Origin of the sequence: Paenibacillus marchantiophytorum (assembly GCF_014640555.1) — a bacterium.
GTDB lineage: Bacteria > Bacillota > Bacilli > Paenibacillales > NBRC-103111 > Paenibacillus_E > Paenibacillus_E marchantiophytorum.
The window spans coordinates 1-14,617 of sequence record NZ_BMHE01000010.1 but is presented as its reverse complement, the minus strand read 5'-3'; the positions used below and the strand labels follow the sequence as shown (position 1 = coordinate 14,617).

Below are 14,617 nucleotides of genomic sequence, written 5' to 3'. Positions count from 1 at the left end.
CTCCCGCTATCCTTCTTGCGCGACAGCAATAATTCTTCCTTTTACCGCTAGCTGCAGCTCTTCCAAACTCGTAATTCCCAAACTAATCAGTGCTTCTCCAGCTTCCATATGGCAACTCGCTAGTATATGCATACTTGTATTAGGCACAAGTGATTTGCGGAATTCATGAAACACAACTGCATTATAGGTTCTGAGGACAGTCATGAATTCTACCGTTGGCGGGATAAAAGCACGAATTTCTGATGAACGCCAGAAAAACTCCCTCACATGCATAATATCAGAACCCGTCCGATTTAATTTGCGCACCATTGCAAAAAAATCATCAATCAATGCTTGTCTATCCGGCCTCATCTCATTATCCCCCAGTTCAACGTCAACTCGGTCAAAAACCGTCTACTAGAAGGATATCACAAATAGTACTTTTGATCTAGAGTCATAGTGTATTAGACTCATGATTATTCAATAGCTTTATGATTTCGCACAAGTTTATGCCGATAACTCACAAACATATCCAGGACAAACAGCACTACACCCAGATTAATCGCTAAATCCGCTAAATTCATAACGCCATTTCCTGAACGAAAGACGATGAAATCCGTCACTTTCCCGAATAGCAATCGTTCAATCCCATTGCCAATCGCGCCGCCAACCAACAAAGCAGCCCCTGCTTGTTTAAGCACGCCTTGAATGCGCCCCTTTTTCCAATAGTAGAAAATAACAGCCACGATAATAATCGCAAGTATGCCCAAATATCGGGCCCATCCTTGCAGGGTACTGCCTGCTGCCCCCGTATTTTGATAATACGTAAACGAAATGAAGTCTTTATAAAATGGCATCGATTCGCCAACGCTCAGAATAGAGCGAATTTTATACTTCGAAATCTGATCTATCGCCGCCACTGCAACGATAATAAGATAAAATAACATGGAACGCCTCCTCTTCCCTACTAGTACCTACTTGTTCTATTTTACTAAAAGGGAACGCAAAAAACCACCTCAGACCTTGTCTGCGGCAGCCTGTTGCGACCTTCTGAACTCGGGATCAGACTAAAGTCAGCAGCGTTTTCAACAATTCACCTGGTGAATTTACGACATAATCTGGTTTGCCGCTTAGCAGTAAGCGTGGAGAATCGTATCCCCATGTCACAGCGACAATAGGTACGCCTAGTTTTTGGCAAGCTTCGATATCCCTGAGCTCGTCACCGACATAAATCATCCGTGAAGGGGAAGTCCCCCACTGTTTCATAACTTTGCGAATGGAATGGTGTTTCCCGAACAGATGCTTCGCCGAAATGATTTCTTTGAACGAGCTTTCCATTCGATTGCTTTTGAGCAGAGTACGAATATTGCTTTCCGAATTGGAGGAGAGAATGGAACTGCGGATGCCTTGGGCGGACAGTTTCGCCACCACGTCTTTCATGCCTGGCACCACATGAAGAGTGCGAATATGATCCTGATAAAGCTGCTTGCCGGCGATAACTAATTTGGGAATTTGGAGAACTGGAACACCAAGTCGAGTTACCCGCTCAGAGATCGAAAGCGATCGCAGAAGCGCCAGATCCTGATCACGAATCATTCGAAATTGATGTTGTGCAGCCATCTCATTGTATAGTTTAACGAGAAGCGCCCGCGAATCCACCAATGTCCCGTCAAAATCAAACAGGATGTGTTTTACCATTCCGTTGTATATAGAAATAAGGCCTGACCCTCGGGCGGCACTTCACGAATCTGATTATGCATGAATTCCTCGACGGGGTCTACCGCCACATGGGGGTTACTGACCACGCGCAGATCTTCCCAGACACAGGTTACGCTGCGTTCATAACCCGCTGCCTCCCCGGCATACATTTTACAACCACGACAAAATTGCTCCTTCTGCTGAGCATCAAGCTTCACAATTTTATTTCGAAGACAGCAGTAAATTTCATTGTCGGCATTACATACATTAACGTGAGTGATGAGAGCCATTAGTCAGTCAACTCCTTGCGGCACATTTTGAGTGTAATAGTAAGTTTATCGCTCTACTATTAAGTGTATGACAGTTTTTTGTAAACGGAATAACATTTTTCATGACAAGCTGCCTAATTTTGATACAATAAGGAAAGAAAATTCCGTTTGGAGGTCGTCCCATGCAACAAGATTGGTTGCACTATGCTATACCCTTCGTCATCATTGCCTTCTTTATTTATCGCCGAACGAAACGGAGCATTGGTTTTCAGAAGCTTTCCCCTGGCAGACTCAAATTTCGCGTAATCCTCTTCGGTATTCTGGGACTTCTTATTTTCCTGCTTGGCTTCGTGCATCCAATCCACTTCATTGCTTATATCATTGGGCTAGCCGCAGGTACAGCGCTTGGTCTCACGGCCATTCGCCACACCCGCTTCGAGCATCGGGCAGACGGTTGGTACTACCGCACGCACCTATGGGTTGAGATTGCTGTCTTGGTGCTATTCCTCGGCCGCGTGGTATACCGAATTGCTTTTATCAGCTTGTCGGCAAACCCGGCCAGCATGAATCCGGCTGATCCCACGCAATTTACCAAAGATCCGCTGACAGCGGGCGTTTTCTTCATCATTGTCTCGTACTACATCCTATTTTTCGGCTACCTGCTCCGCGAAAAAGCCAATCTGGATCCCGCAGCGCTAGCTGGTGGGAGCAGTAACGGTAACGGTAATGGTAATGGTAACGAAGGAACTGTCTCTCCTGCTGCAAATGTGGATATTGCGAAGTAAATGCAGAGGAGCTAGAGGCTGCCCAACAAGGTTGAAACCTGTAGGGCAGCCTTTTTGTGTGTTGTTCATGCTTAGTTGGTGTGACGCTGCGTGAATTCATTGGATATTTCCACTGAATATAGAAAACACTAGCTAGTTTGTTGGTGCTTGGTGCTACAGAGTGGAGGTTGCGAGTTGAGCAGTAGTGGTGGGCTGGGATATGTGTTGGAGAAGCAGCCAAGCGGAACCGTGGTGTTCCGATAGCTGGGACGGACGGCTTCCTAGATAGAGGAAAGACAGCATCCCCCTGTCTGGGGGATGCTGTCTTCGTCATGATCTGTGATCTCATTGGATATCTCCAATGAATTCCACTAATTCTTGCTGTAGAATACACTTTCATTGGATATCTCCAATGAAAATCTCAAAATCAGCCCTTGTAGGGCGATTCTGAGCTAAACCATTGGATTAATCCAATCAAAGGTTGGTTTTAGCCTCTTTAGTGCCTATTTCATTGGATATCTCCAATGAATGTATAAAACTAGCTAGTTTGTTGGTGCCATGGTGCCGCAGAGTAGGTGGTGGCGAGTTGAGCAGCAGTGGTGGGCTTGGATGTGAGCCGGAGGTTTCCATGTCAGCTAGGCAGCTTAGGCTGGAGACTGCCTTCAGTTCCTTCAGAAGATCCCTCAGATCCTTCATGAATCCTTCATGGCTAGCTCCAGACGCGCCTCGGTCTCGGTCTCGGTCTGTCTCAACCTAGGTCTCGATCTCAGGCTCAGCCTAAGCCTGAGTCTGAGTCTAAGCCTAAATCTAAGCCTCAGCCTCATCGGCTTTGGCGAACTGCGTGCTGTACAGTCGAGCGTACAGCCCATCCAGAGCGAGCAGCTCGCGATGCGTGCCTCGCTCCACGACGCTGCCCGCTTCGATCACCAGAATGTGATCGGCGGCCAGCACCGTGGAGAGCCGGTGCGCGATCACGAGCGTCGTGCGCCCTTGCATCAACTCCTCGAGCGCCGCCTGCACATAGGACTCGGATTCCGAGTCCAAGTGCGACGTCGCCTCATCGAGGATGAGGATGCGCGGGCGCTTGAGGATCGCGCGGGCTATCGCGATCCGCTGACGCTCGCCGCCGGAGAGCCGGTGGCCGCGCTCGCCCACCATCGTGTCGTACCCTTCGGGGAGCGACACGATGAAGTCATGGATGTAGGCTTGGCGGCACGCAGCCTCCATCTCCTCACGCGTAGCGTCTTCCCGCGCGAAGCGCAGGTTGTCGCCAATCGTCGCGTGGAAGAGGAAAGACTCCTGCGTCACGTAGGCGATCTGCGAACGCAGCGACGCTAACCGCACGTCGCGGACGTCGACGCCGTCCACCTCGACGATGCCCTCCGTCGGGTCATACAGCCGCGCGATCATGCCGATCAGCGTCGACTTCCCGGCGCCGCTCGGTCCGACAAGCGCAACCATCTCGCCGGCCTGAGCATCGAAGGTGATGTCCTTGAGCGCATATTGTCCGGGCTGATAAGCAAATGAAACCTGCTTATAGGTCACGCGTCCCTCAGCCTGCACAAGCTGCCCAGCATTCTCACGATCCTGGACTTCCGGTACCATGTCCTGGTATTCAAAAATCCGCTGAAATACGCCCAGCGCAGTCGCCACTTCCACCTGGAGGTTCAGCAGCGTCCCTACCGGCATATACAACCGGCCCAGATAAGCCGCGAATGCGATAATGGCGCCTAGTGTCATATGACCGGATATGACGGAGTAACCGCCATATAGATAAATAATGGCCGTGCCTAACGGCCCCAAAGTGCTCGTAGCCATCCCGAACCAGCGGCCCACGAGATTGAGCCGCAGCTCCAAATCCATCACTTTCTGGTTCATCGTAGTGAATTCTTTTTCCTGCTGCTGCTCTCTGCCAAAAATCCGCGTCAACAAAGCCCCCGAGATACCGAAGCTCTCGCTCAACTGCGCAGTGATATCGGAGCGCACCTTCTGCGTTTCGATCCGCAGCGTTTTGCGCAGCTTGGATACTTTTTTCACAGGCAGCATGAACAGCGGAAGAATCAGCACCGAAATAATCGCTAATTTCCAATCCAATGCAAACAAAATACCAATCGTCGTAGCGACAATTACGATCTGTGTAATGGAAGATACGACAAGTGAAGTCACCACATTTTGCACGGCCTGCACGTCTCCGGTAATTCGCTGAACGATTTCGCCCGAGCGGGCATCCGTGAAGAATGCCATCGATTGCCGCTGCAAATTATGGAACAACGTTTGCCCCAAATCCCGAATAACCCCTTGTGTAACTTTGGTATTCAAATGATTTTGCCACACGCCAAGAACGCCGCTCACAACGGGCAATAGTACCATCAACAGCGCCATTTCGGCCAAAATCCTCATATTCCCTTGCGGAATTGCTTGATCGATAATCTCTTTCATAACCAAAGGCGGAATTAAGCCCACGATTGCGGCCAGCAGCGCCAAACCGATAATAACAGCCAATTGCCCCCGGTACCCGCGGAACAATCCCAAAACCCTTTTCATCGATACATCCTTCAACTTCGCCTTAGGCCGATTCCTATCGGATAGTCGCCCCATACCGCCTGGTCCCATCCTTCATCTCTCCGTTCTGTCTTAGCTGCTTATCTTAGCGGAAACGCATGTTGAATTGCTTTCGTTACTTCAGCTGCCATTTGTAACACATGGTACAAAGAAGTTGTTTGCAAAACACTATACTGCCTAGGACCGTCCGCGTTAACGATGGCCGCAATCGTATAATCGCCCACTTGCGGCAGTACTTTCCCTACAGACTTTCCGGGTGCCAGTGGCCGATTGGACACTTGATACATCCCGACTGACAGTTTAAGCCCCAAACAAGCATCAATGGCTATAACGGCACAGTCCTGCGGAATTTCCTGCAAACGAGCCACGATATTGCTGGCATCACAAGGTGCTTCCAGCGTCCCAATCACATGCGGATAGCCAAGCTCCGCTAATTTGCTGCCTACCAAAGGCCCGAGAGCGTCTCCCGTAGATCGATCTGTTCCTATGCATACAAAAGCCAGCATTTCCGGCTTCATTCCTGACGTAATCCTGAGCGTTTCCAAGTATATGGCCAGCTGTTGGCCATTCATCTTTTTCCAATAGTGCTCCTGCGGCTCCATCCGTTTCTCCGCCATTCCGGCCTCCCTCATACGCATCCTGCAAAATTTCCCCTTACCTCGGATGAATGTTATAATGCGGTCAACTTCTATTCTTTCATAAGGAGGTAGGCCATGTCCACCCTCGGCATTATTGCGATACTCACCCTCCTCTACTGGCTATTCATCTCGCTTGATGCTCACAAAGGGATGCATCTGCTGCACAACCTAGCTCGGTCCACCAAGCTCCCGGACAAGCCTCCGCTCGTCTCCGTCATTATTGCTGCCAAAGAAGAGGAAAGCACGATCCTCGAAACGGTTCGCTATTTGCTTTCTCAGAATTATCCACGACTGGAGATCATCGCTGTCAATGACCGCTCCCAGGACGCGACCGGCGTCCGACTTGAGGAATTGCGGAGGTGGTCGCAGCGTAAGAAAGATGTTCAAACTCCCTTGCAAATTATCCACATTACGCATCTGCCAGAGGGCTGGCTGGGCAAGAACCATGCTCTCTATCAAGGCTATCAGCAAGCACGGGGCCAATATTTGCTCTTTACGGACGCCGATATCCTATTCGCTCCCCATACGATTACAGATGCCGTTTCCTATATGAAGGAACAGGATGTGCACCACCTCACATTAACACCTAATATGCTTGCACGAGGCGCTCTGCTCAATGGCTTCGTACATTTCTTCTTGTTCTCCTTCTCGCTCTTCGTGCGTCCTTGGCGGGCTAATCTGGACAATTCCCGTGAACCAGGCATCGGAATCGGGGCTTTCAACATGGTCAGCCGTACGGCTTATGAGGCAATCGGCACGCATAAAGCTATCGCGCTGAGGCCTGATGATGATCTGCAATTAGGCATTTCGCTAAAAAAAGCAGGCTTCCGTCAGAAGGTTTTGTCTGGTAAACATGTCCTGCAAGTAGAATGGTATCGCTCACTGAAAGAAGCTATCGTCGGCCTTGAGAAAAATCTATTCTCAGGATTTCGGTACAGCTACACGATTGCGTTGCTTGCCTGTATTGGGCAGCTCCTCTTTTTCATCTTCCCCTGGATCGGACTTCTCTTCCTGTGGGATTGGCGCGGTGCCCTATATGCCGTTGTAGTTGTTCTGCAAATTTTACTGTATCGCAAGCTGATGTCACACCTAATGAGCAAACGTGGAGACGAAGCTTATCTGCTGCCAGTCAGCGCTTCGCTGCTTCTGTATACCATTGTCCGATCCGTCTGGCTCACTTGGAAACAAGGTGGCATCTATTGGAGAGGAACGTTTTACTCGCTGCGCGAATTAAAGAAGAAGTAATTTCAGAGAGGATGATCCCTGCTATGCGTCACAAGCGTTACCGTACCTTCACTCACATCGCCATGCTGGGTTGTATGCTCTCGGCTGTCGCGATTTCCCCTTCGTCCGCTTCCGCTCTTGGAACGGTACAAACCAAGAGTCAGACCGTATCCTATAATGGCAAGTCTTTTACTGCGCAATGGGTGACCGTTGATCTGACTGACCCCTATTTGCGCGTTAAACCTGTTACGGCAGCCGATGGCATCGGGCACGATGAGTCCTTCGCTTCGATGTTAGACAGAAGCCATGCGATTGCTGGCATCAACGGCACTTTTTTCGATGCGTATGAACAAAATGAAGCTAACCGATACCCGAACGGGCTGCTTGTCAGCTCTGGTGAAATCGTGCATTCCGGCACGAACCCTGCCTTTCTAGTCAACGCCGACAAAACCGCAAGCTTGCAGCGCATGCAAACGGAGCAGCAAATCAGCGTTACCCATCAGGGCAAAGCCTATAAATTCGCAACCTGGGGCGTGAATAAATACTGGGGCGATGATGTGGAAGATCAAGTCGTATGGTATACCCGTGACTTCGGGGCTTCTATCGGCTTCCCCAATTCAACGAAGATTGTCTTGCGCGAAGGCAAGGTTACCAATATTACAACAGATAGCGTCAACATGCCCGAAGACGGGTATGTATGTTTATTAGGCAATAGCGCCAATAATCGCACCCATGTGCTGCCGAATATTCATCTCGGTGATTCCGTCCAACTCATCTCCGCTCTCCATAAGGAAGACAATGGTTCTGCCGTCCAATTGCCGACTGTTGATGCCGCTATTGGCGCAGGCCCGCATTTGCTGACCAATGGTGCGGTTGATTTGGATGCGCAGCGGGATGGATTTACCGATCCTAAGATAACGACGAGCGCTAACGTGCGCAGCTTCATTGGGATAGATGCTTCCCGCCAATTGGTCATGGGGACGCTGTCTACGGCCACTATGGCCGATATGGCGGAGGTCCTGCTGCAAATCGGGCTAACGGATGCAATGAATTTGGATGGAGGCGCAAGCTCATCTCTGTATGCGAACGGCACTATGCTGCGAAGTGCAGGACGTGAGCTTAGCAATGCTTTCGTGGTGGAACGTTTGGATCATCCACAGATCCAGCTAGAGGTGAATGGACAGTTCGTCCATGAATTCCGAGGTTATTTGCTGCAGGAAACCAGCATGGTTCCTTTTCGCGGGATATTAGAGAGAATTGGAGCCAAGTTTCAGTGGCAGGAAGCTACGCGTACATTAAGTGTTCAGTATGGGTCCAAACAGCTTGAACTGCAGCCGGATCATGCTGTCATGAAAGTCAACGGCAAATCCGTTACGCTCCCCGAGGCGCCAACGATTAAGGATGGTCATATTTATATGCCGCTTAGGGCCATCATGGAGTCCTTGGGCGGAAAAGTTCAGTGGGATCCTTCCCTGTACCGGGCGTCCCTTCAGTTCTAAGTTCCTAGTGAACGCGGTTCATTCGCACAACATGGTAATACAGGTAGCTGCTCACTTCTTGCTCAACTTCCAGGTAACCCTCAACATGCACGTAATCACCCAACATGAAGGTGGATGCATCCAGGGAACTCGTGTGCGTCAGGAAGAGGAGAGCAGCCTTTTCATTCCCAATCACAAATCCGGTTTGTTCTTTCACTTGGAACTTATCCAACACCTTGCCATGATGGGATCTTGCAATATGATGGAATCGCCATGATTCATTTTCTTTCATAATAAAATACAGCACACGATTTCGCTGATTGTTGCTGAACTCTCTAGTCACACCGATCATGCGCACATTGTCGCTCAAGCTCAAGTACTCATCTACGACATAGGATTTCAACCGCAATCTATGTTTATTTTTGTATTGAATATAGGCTTCCATCTCTTCAATAGATCTTTGATCTGTCGGGTCCTGCTTGGTGGCATAGAAGACTTCTTTAATAAACGTGTCCGTTTGGAGGCTGCGCGCCCCTTTGAAATGGTTGTACGTCCGAAAAAATTGTTCGATGACTTCCCGGATATCCTCCGGTATGGCAGGTCTTTGCTCCACGGTATCCATGCTATTGGTTCGTTCCGAATGTTTTCTTTTGTGAAACCAGCTTTTCCAGACGCTTAATTGCATGGCATTCGTGTCCCCCGCTCTTTCTTCCAAACATTTCTTCATTATAGGCTAAAATCCATAAAAATTCGATAAAAATCGCATCTTTTCGCACAAAAAAAGAACATCTGCCTGCTATGCTTTCCGTAGAAAGCAAACTAGCAAACAAATGTTCGATAAAGTCAATGATTACAGGACTCTTTTGGCTCCTACATACCTTGCGCTCCAATACGAGCTCGAAAGGCTCTCGACTGTAACACCTCGAGATGTTGTCGATGAAATGAACTGATCATTTCCCAGATAAATGCCTACATGATTCACCGTTTTGGCTGCAAAGAAGACTAGGTCGCCGACTTGCAAATCGGTTACTGAATTACTGAGCGCACTGTGCATTTCCGCGGATGTTCGAGGCAGATCAATGCCTTTGGCTTCAAATACATAGCGTACAAAACCGGAACAATCGAATCCTCTCGGCGTTGTACCTCCCCACATATAGGGCACACCCATGTACGCATTGGCCGTCTGGACAATCTGATCCGGCATAGAAGGAACAACGGCTGCTGCTTTCATCACAGGCGGCGCAGGTGGTGGTGCAATCCAAGCAGGTTTGTGCGACTTCCCGTCGACATCCACAATAGCAATCTGATTAGCTTCATTCCATTCTATCGGAGATCCGAAGGTTTCAGTAATGAAACGCAGCGGAACGTATGTGTTGCCTTGATAGACAGTTGGACTGCTCTCTAAACTGATTTTCTTGCTGTTCACAATCGCTTGCTGCTGATCTGTGATCAATAGAATCGACTGCTGCTTGTTCAGCAACGTAACGACAATCGCATCTGCTTGCTTCGTCCAGCTCACTTGATAGCCCAGTTTCTCAGATAAAACTCGGAGCGGAACCTGCATGACGCCTTGCTCATCAATGTAAGGCTGCACTTCCGGAAACTTGAGCAATTCGTCATTGACCTGAACCTTTACAGGATGGTCAGCTGGCGATGCCGCTGCTGCTTGCGCGGTAAATAAGGGTACTGCGGCGCAAAGAACTGCGCAGGAACCAATAAAACGTTTAGCCAAAACCTTCAAACCCTTGCCTCCTTGAAGCCTCCGAGGTTAGTTGACGGGTTCGGGAAGAGGTTCCCTAGTCCAATTGGCAAGCCAACTGATCATTCACCCCAAGTAAAGAAGTCCCCCGTACCAGAGCTTTTGCTGCTCATAGATTCGGCATTTTTTGTCTATGTTAGACTAGCACAGTTCGACGCAAGGTTACAACTTTTGCGAAATAGAAAATATTACCAGCTAGTTTAAATGATGCGGCCAGATCGCCCATTCATTGGATAAATCCAATGGATTGGTGATTCTAGCGGTCTTTCGATGACTTCCATTGGACAATTCCAATGAAATCTCCAATGGAAGGCCAAAAAAGCCGATTTCTTTTTAATCCATTGGATAAATCCAATGTAAGCTCCTGATTTGCTTCCTAAAGGTGAGTTTCATTGGATTTTTCCAATGAAACTCACTTCTAGAAAGCCCCCCTCGATAAGCACCATCCCACCCAATAGCCTGATACAGCTAAAGCTCCATATCCAACGCACAGATAAGAGCCCCCAGAGGCTCCTATTCCGCGCAAAATCCCACTTTCCCTACAAATAGGAGTCTCCAGAGGCTCTTATTCCTTCAACTAGCCCGCGCTACTACGCCAAAAACTACAAATAAGAGCCCCCAAAAGCTCCTATTCCGCTCAAACTCCCACTTTCCCCGCAGATAGCAGTCTCCAAAGGCTCTTATTCCGCTTGCAATCGTACCTTGCTTATGCCTCCACATCTGGAGCCAAGCCCAAGTACATAACAAAAAGACCACCCGAAGGTGGTCTTTTCTCATTCCTGCATGCTGTAAGCGGGCGGCGGGAATCGAACCCGCGCGATCAGCTTGGAAGGCTGAAGTTCTACCATTAAACTACGCCCGCGTAGTTTGTAAAGATCGGGACGACACGATTTGAACATGCGACCCCCTGCTCCCAAAGCAGGTGCTCTACCAAGCTGAGCTACGTCCCGAAGTGTATAAAGAGTAAAAATGGCGCGCCCTGAGAGATTCGAACTCCCGACCTTTTGATTCGTAGTCAAATACTCTATCCAGCTGAGCTAAGGGCGCTTAAAAATTGGAGCGGAAGACGGGGATCGAACCCGCGACCCTCGCCTTGGCAAGGCGATGCTCTACCGCTGAGCCACTTCCGCATGGGTCATTTTGCTTGTCGTTCTGGCTGATGTTTCTCCGAGGCGACAAGGAATAATATATCAGGATTCCAAGACAAATGCAAATGTTTTTTATCACCTTTTTTTATTTAATGAAAATTCCGCCGAAAGGTATCACTTCTTTGGCAATTCTCCGCAGTAAACTGTCGCTCTGCATATGCTCATCCAGCTTGCGATCCGGCTTACAGGGCTGCATCAGAACATGCCCCTTCCCCGTTATCTCCCAATGATAATTCATATGCTGGCTCGCCAGCGTATTCCCATACACACATAAACGCAGCTGAGCGTTTCTCGGGTAAGCTACGAGGCAGCTAATATCGACGTACAAAGGCTCTTTCGCATCCAGCGCCATCTGATACATCGGTCCTGTAGTTAGCAGTCCTAAGCTGCCAGGCCCTTTAAACTGCATCTTCACGAGATCCTGGGTGATCAGTGTGTTTTTCACATTTTGCAAATGGGAAGTGAAACTTACCCCTTCTGTATAGAACAACACGTGACGAAATTCATACAAAAGATCATCGTCAGGCCCAATCGATATCACAGACATACTGTAGCCTTCAGGCAGCCCCAGCATGACATGCGCAGGACCGCGAACACGCGATTGGATTAAGCGTTTTTTCCTATACATGCTTGGCAGCTTCATGAAAGAATCTTCTCTCAGCTCCGACTTCCCTTGAAAAGCAACAATTTGGTTCGGATGCAGCACATGCACGGACTCGTCCTTTTCCAAGCGTAATGTGGTGATCCTTGCCTGTGAACTTGATTTCTCGAAGGATACCTCCATACACGCTGACCTCCCCTTAGCTGCAATTATCTACTTCCTAAGACGCTTTTGCCTGCGCCAGACAATAAGTCGAAACACACGGCCAAGCACAAAATAAAACACAACAAGCAAAACAGCCGTCACAATCATATACATAATCTTCCGATTTCGCTTGTCTTTATCAAGCGCTATTTGCTCCATTGCTTTTATTCGCTCTTGCAGCTGCTCATTTTCCTTTTTAAGCGTATCATTCTGTCCTAGAAGCCGTTCTTCCGTTTCCTGCGAGCGCTTGATCGATTCAGCCAACTTATCTTTCTGATCCGTTAATTGCTGCTTAGTAGCGTCATAGTCCTTTTGAATTTGCTGCACATTCTCCGGGAGTTGATAGATTTCCTTCATCCGGTCCAACCAGGAGGCCTGAGCGGCAGGTGCAGGATTCATAAACCCAATCAAGATCAGTAGCATGCCTATCCCTTTGGCGATCCCTGCGAAATGACGCGTTCCTTTCTGCATCTGCCAGCCCCCCATGCGTGTATCGACATTTTCTTCTATTTTACCGCAAAAATCAGAACTGCACCACTTCTATCGCTGTTAGGGGATACCGCAAAATCGTCTTCATTCTCGAACATCCATAGCTTTACTAACGTCTCAGTCTACCCACCATAGGCCCTCTAGCTTGGCCACAGTGAAATCTTTCCCTGCTTTCTTATCAATTCCCTTTGATGCTGTAAGAAAGCGTGTAAAGTGCCTCTACCGCATTTGAAAAGGTTGTCCCCTCGTGATCCCCCTGACCTTGAATGCTTACGTATCGAATAGGCTCGAATTCCACGATTTGAGGTTTTGTGACACATCCTTCTCCTATTTTCCCCAATATATAAAAGGACTCCTGACACCTGTACGTCAGCAGACAAAAAAAACTTACCCTTCGCGAAAATTCGCGAACCAGGTAAGTTTTATCCTCATAAAATCATATGTAATTATTCCGCTGTTGGTGGCGTGAATGAACGCAGTGCAAATTCAGCATCCAACATATAGAAAGCGTTGCTGTCTTTGTCGATGCGCTTGAGCTTATTGATAATGCTGTCGAACATGGCTTCTTCTTCCACCTGCTCATCGATGAACCATTTGAGGAACTGCATCGTTGCATGCTCTCTATCATTAAGTGCCAAATCTGACAGATGATAAATGCGTTTGGTTACCTCTTGCTCATGCAGGTAGGCGTGCTCGAAAGCATCCAGAATGGATTTATATTCATTGACTGGCGTTTCCATGCCAGCAAAGCTGACCTTTTTACCGCGGTCGTTGATATATTTGAAAATCTTCATCGCATGGAACTTCTCTTCTTCAGCTTGCACCTTGAAAAAGTTGGAGAAACCATCCAAGCTCTCCCCTGCGCAGTAACCTGCAATCGCTAAATAGACGTGCGCCGAGTAAAATTCATAGTTCATTTGCTCGTTAAGAGCGCTAGTTAGTGTATCATTTAACATTGATGCACACATCCCTTCTGTATGGTTAGCTTTTATTAATTCCCCATACATACAAGATTACCAGAACTCCGCATACAAATACAAACGGAAGTAACAATTTTAACAGATCTATATTCACGCCATCACGCTTTCAGCTCTGGATTCAGCAATAATTTGCTTAATCTGAGCATAAAGTAAATCAGGCGAAGCCGCGCACAGCAAATCTTTTTTACCAATCATCGCGATACATTCTTTTTTGCAATGCTTACAGTTGCCTAAGCAATCCTTCTTTTTCTGCTTGAGGTCAGGATATTCGTTTTTCAAGGATTTGAAAATTTGCTTGGACCCGAACTTCTCGTTTCTACAGCAGTATTTAATCGTTTTCATCTCGATCACTCCCCGCCACTCACTTCAATCGCTACATTTGATATTAGTGATAATAATAATCAATGTCAACAGTAATTTGAATGATTTGCAAAAAAAAAAGAGTTTCCCCTCGTCCCTGTAAAAGGATAAAGGAAAACTCTTTGCGTGATGCGGTCAAGAGGACTCGAACCTCCACGGGGGGTTAGCCCACACGGACCTGAACCGTGCGCGTCTGCCAATTCCGCCATGACCGCATAAACAGAAAAACTTTGATCGGTGATCAAAGAATGGTGAGTCATGTAGGATTCGAACCTACGACACCCTGATTAAAAGTCAGGTGCTCTACCAACTGAGCTAATGACTCATGCCATAAATAAAAAAATGGCGGAGCTGACGGGATTCGAACCCGCGGTCTCCTGCGTGACAGGCAGGCATGTTAGGCCACTACACCACAGCTCCACACTATGTACAAAATCTTCTGTAAGAAGATTGGTTGCGGGGGC

The 14,617-nt window shown here is 48.2% G+C and carries 15 protein-coding genes, 7 tRNA genes and 1 riboswitch; of the genes, 3 read left to right on the top strand and 19 right to left on the bottom strand.

Annotated features, from left to right (window positions below; genetic code table 11):
- Nucleotides 1–6: 6 nt before the first annotated feature.
- From IEY34_RS12230 to IEY34_RS12215, 4 genes are all read right to left on the bottom strand, one after another.
- Nucleotides 7–351, bottom strand: coding sequence for a hypothetical protein (locus IEY34_RS12230; RefSeq protein WP_189011827.1), 345 nt, complete (start codon nt 349–351; stop codon nt 7–9).
- Between the two features lie 104 nt (nt 352–455).
- Entirely contained in the window at nt 456–926 is a 471-nt protein-coding gene (gene lspA / locus IEY34_RS12225) for a signal peptidase II (protein ID WP_189011825.1), read from the bottom strand.
- 115 nt (nt 927–1,041) lie between these two features.
- On the bottom strand, nt 1,042–1,677 hold the full coding sequence (locus IEY34_RS12220; RefSeq protein ID WP_189011823.1) for an HAD-IA family hydrolase: 636 nt from the start codon (nt 1,675–1,677) through the stop codon (nt 1,042–1,044).
- Complete coding sequence (locus tag IEY34_RS12215) at nt 1,671–1,967, bottom strand: hypothetical protein (RefSeq protein WP_189011821.1); 297 nt, start codon at nt 1,965–1,967, stop codon at nt 1,671–1,673. Before IEY34_RS12215 ends, IEY34_RS12220 begins: the two co-directional genes overlap by 7 nt.
- A 161-nt stretch (nt 1,968–2,128) precedes the next feature.
- Between IEY34_RS12215 and IEY34_RS12210 the strand changes: the two genes are divergently transcribed.
- Entirely contained in the window at nt 2,129–2,731 is a 603-nt protein-coding gene (locus tag IEY34_RS12210) for a CcdC protein domain-containing protein (RefSeq protein WP_189011819.1), read from the top strand.
- Nucleotides 2,732–3,517: 786 nt separating this feature from the next.
- Here IEY34_RS12210 and IEY34_RS12205 read toward each other — a convergent pair.
- Together IEY34_RS12205 and yyaC are read right to left on the bottom strand one after the other, a co-directional pair.
- Nucleotides 3,518–5,254 (bottom strand): ABC transporter ATP-binding protein, encoded by a 1,737-nt coding sequence (locus IEY34_RS12205; protein WP_229757610.1) that lies wholly within the window; start codon nt 5,252–5,254, stop codon nt 3,518–3,520.
- 98 nt (nt 5,255–5,352) lie between these two features.
- Nucleotides 5,353–5,889, bottom strand: a complete 537-nt coding sequence (yyaC, locus tag IEY34_RS12200) for a spore protease YyaC (protein WP_189011816.1) — start codon at nt 5,887–5,889, stop codon at nt 5,353–5,355.
- A 96-nt stretch (nt 5,890–5,985) separates the two neighbouring features.
- Between yyaC and IEY34_RS12195 the strand changes: the two genes are divergently transcribed.
- Both IEY34_RS12195 and IEY34_RS12190 read left to right on the top strand, forming a co-directional pair.
- On the top strand, nt 5,986–7,155 hold the full coding sequence (locus IEY34_RS12195; protein WP_189011815.1) for a glycosyltransferase family 2 protein: 1,170 nt from the start codon (nt 5,986–5,988) through the stop codon (nt 7,153–7,155).
- A 23-nt stretch (nt 7,156–7,178) separates the two neighbouring features.
- On the top strand, nt 7,179–8,633 hold the full coding sequence (locus tag IEY34_RS12190; protein ID WP_189011814.1) for a phosphodiester glycosidase family protein: 1,455 nt from the start codon (nt 7,179–7,181) through the stop codon (nt 8,631–8,633).
- Nucleotides 8,634–8,637: 4 nt separating this feature from the next.
- Here the strand turns inward: IEY34_RS12190 and IEY34_RS12185 are convergent, their stop codons facing one another.
- The 13 genes from IEY34_RS12185 to IEY34_RS12125 all read right to left on the bottom strand — a co-directional run bounded on the left by IEY34_RS12185 (nt 8,638) and on the right by IEY34_RS12125 (nt 14,573).
- A complete protein-coding gene (locus IEY34_RS12185; RefSeq protein WP_189011813.1) occupies nt 8,638–9,339 on the bottom strand; it encodes a hypothetical protein in 702 nt (233 codons plus the stop codon).
- 123 nt (nt 9,340–9,462) lie between these two features.
- On the bottom strand, nt 9,463–10,353 hold the full coding sequence (locus IEY34_RS12180; protein ID WP_229757609.1) for a C40 family peptidase: 891 nt from the start codon (nt 10,351–10,353) through the stop codon (nt 9,463–9,465).
- Nucleotide 10,354: 1 nt separating this feature from the next.
- A riboswitch (cyclic di-AMP (ydaO/yuaA leader) is annotated at nt 10,355–10,504 on the bottom strand.
- A gap of 658 nt (nt 10,505–11,162) precedes the next feature.
- Nucleotides 11,163–11,233, bottom strand: a tRNA-Gly gene (locus IEY34_RS12175).
- Between the two features lie 14 nt (nt 11,234–11,247).
- A tRNA-Pro gene (locus IEY34_RS12170) sits at nt 11,248–11,321 on the bottom strand.
- A 20-nt stretch (nt 11,322–11,341) separates the two neighbouring features.
- Nucleotides 11,342–11,418 (bottom strand) — tRNA-Arg (locus IEY34_RS12165).
- A gap of 8 nt (nt 11,419–11,426) precedes the next feature.
- Nucleotides 11,427–11,501 (bottom strand) — tRNA-Gly (locus IEY34_RS12160).
- A 103-nt stretch (nt 11,502–11,604) separates the two neighbouring features.
- On the bottom strand, nt 11,605–12,303 hold the full coding sequence (locus IEY34_RS12155; RefSeq protein WP_189011812.1) for an AIM24 family protein: 699 nt from the start codon (nt 12,301–12,303) through the stop codon (nt 11,605–11,607).
- 30 nt (nt 12,304–12,333) lie between these two features.
- Nucleotides 12,334–12,795 carry a hypothetical protein gene (locus IEY34_RS12150; protein ID WP_189011811.1) on the bottom strand — a complete coding sequence of 154 codons (462 nt, stop codon included), beginning with the start codon at nt 12,793–12,795 and terminating at the stop codon, nt 12,334–12,336.
- 464 nt (nt 12,796–13,259) lie between these two features.
- Entirely contained in the window at nt 13,260–13,769 is a 510-nt protein-coding gene (locus IEY34_RS12145) for a ferritin (RefSeq protein ID WP_189011810.1), read from the bottom strand.
- 114 nt (nt 13,770–13,883) lie between these two features.
- Nucleotides 13,884–14,135: a DUF1450 domain-containing protein gene (locus IEY34_RS12140; protein WP_189011809.1), complete on the bottom strand. Its 252-nt coding sequence runs from the start codon at nt 14,133–14,135 to the stop codon at nt 13,884–13,886.
- A gap of 148 nt (nt 14,136–14,283) precedes the next feature.
- Nucleotides 14,284–14,368 (bottom strand) — tRNA-Leu (locus tag IEY34_RS12135).
- A 34-nt stretch (nt 14,369–14,402) separates the two neighbouring features.
- Nucleotides 14,403–14,478, bottom strand: a tRNA-Lys gene (locus IEY34_RS12130).
- Nucleotides 14,479–14,496: 18 nt separating this feature from the next.
- A tRNA-Asp gene (locus tag IEY34_RS12125) sits at nt 14,497–14,573 on the bottom strand.
- Between the last annotated feature and the right edge of the window lie 44 nt (nt 14,574–14,617).

Bases quoted from the DNA above. Each gene is read 5' to 3' on its own strand.
- IEY34_RS12145 (WP_189011810.1), bottom strand. From the start codon at position 13,769: ATGTTAAATGATACACTAACTAGCGCTCTTAACGAGCAAATGAACTAT.
- IEY34_RS12195 (WP_189011815.1), top strand. From the start codon at position 5,986: ATGTCCACCCTCGGCATTATTGCGATACTCACCCTCCTCTACTGGCTA.
- IEY34_RS12205 (WP_229757610.1), bottom strand. From the start codon at position 5,254: ATGAAAAGGGTTTTGGGATTGTTCCGCGGGTACCGGGGGCAATTGGCT.
- IEY34_RS12210 (WP_189011819.1), top strand. From the start codon at position 2,129: ATGCAACAAGATTGGTTGCACTATGCTATACCCTTCGTCATCATTGCC.
- IEY34_RS12190 (WP_189011814.1), top strand. From the start codon at position 7,179: ATGCGTCACAAGCGTTACCGTACCTTCACTCACATCGCCATGCTGGGT.
- yyaC (WP_189011816.1), bottom strand. From the start codon at position 5,889: ATGGCGGAGAAACGGATGGAGCCGCAGGAGCACTATTGGAAAAAGATG.
- IEY34_RS12150 (WP_189011811.1), bottom strand. From the start codon at position 12,795: ATGCAGAAAGGAACGCGTCATTTCGCAGGGATCGCCAAAGGGATAGGC.
- lspA (WP_189011825.1), bottom strand. From the start codon at position 926: ATGTTATTTTATCTTATTATCGTTGCAGTGGCGGCGATAGATCAGATT.
- IEY34_RS12155 (WP_189011812.1), bottom strand. From the start codon at position 12,303: ATGGAGGTATCCTTCGAGAAATCAAGTTCACAGGCAAGGATCACCACA.
- IEY34_RS12220 (WP_189011823.1), bottom strand. From the start codon at position 1,677: ATGGTAAAACACATCCTGTTTGATTTTGACGGGACATTGGTGGATTCG.
- IEY34_RS12215 (WP_189011821.1), bottom strand. From the start codon at position 1,967: ATGGCTCTCATCACTCACGTTAATGTATGTAATGCCGACAATGAAATT.
- IEY34_RS12185 (WP_189011813.1), bottom strand. From the start codon at position 9,339: ATGAAGAAATGTTTGGAAGAAAGAGCGGGGGACACGAATGCCATGCAA.
- IEY34_RS12230 (WP_189011827.1), bottom strand. From the start codon at position 351: ATGAGGCCGGATAGACAAGCATTGATTGATGATTTTTTTGCAATGGTG.
- IEY34_RS12140 (WP_189011809.1), bottom strand. From the start codon at position 14,135: ATGAAAACGATTAAATACTGCTGTAGAAACGAGAAGTTCGGGTCCAAG.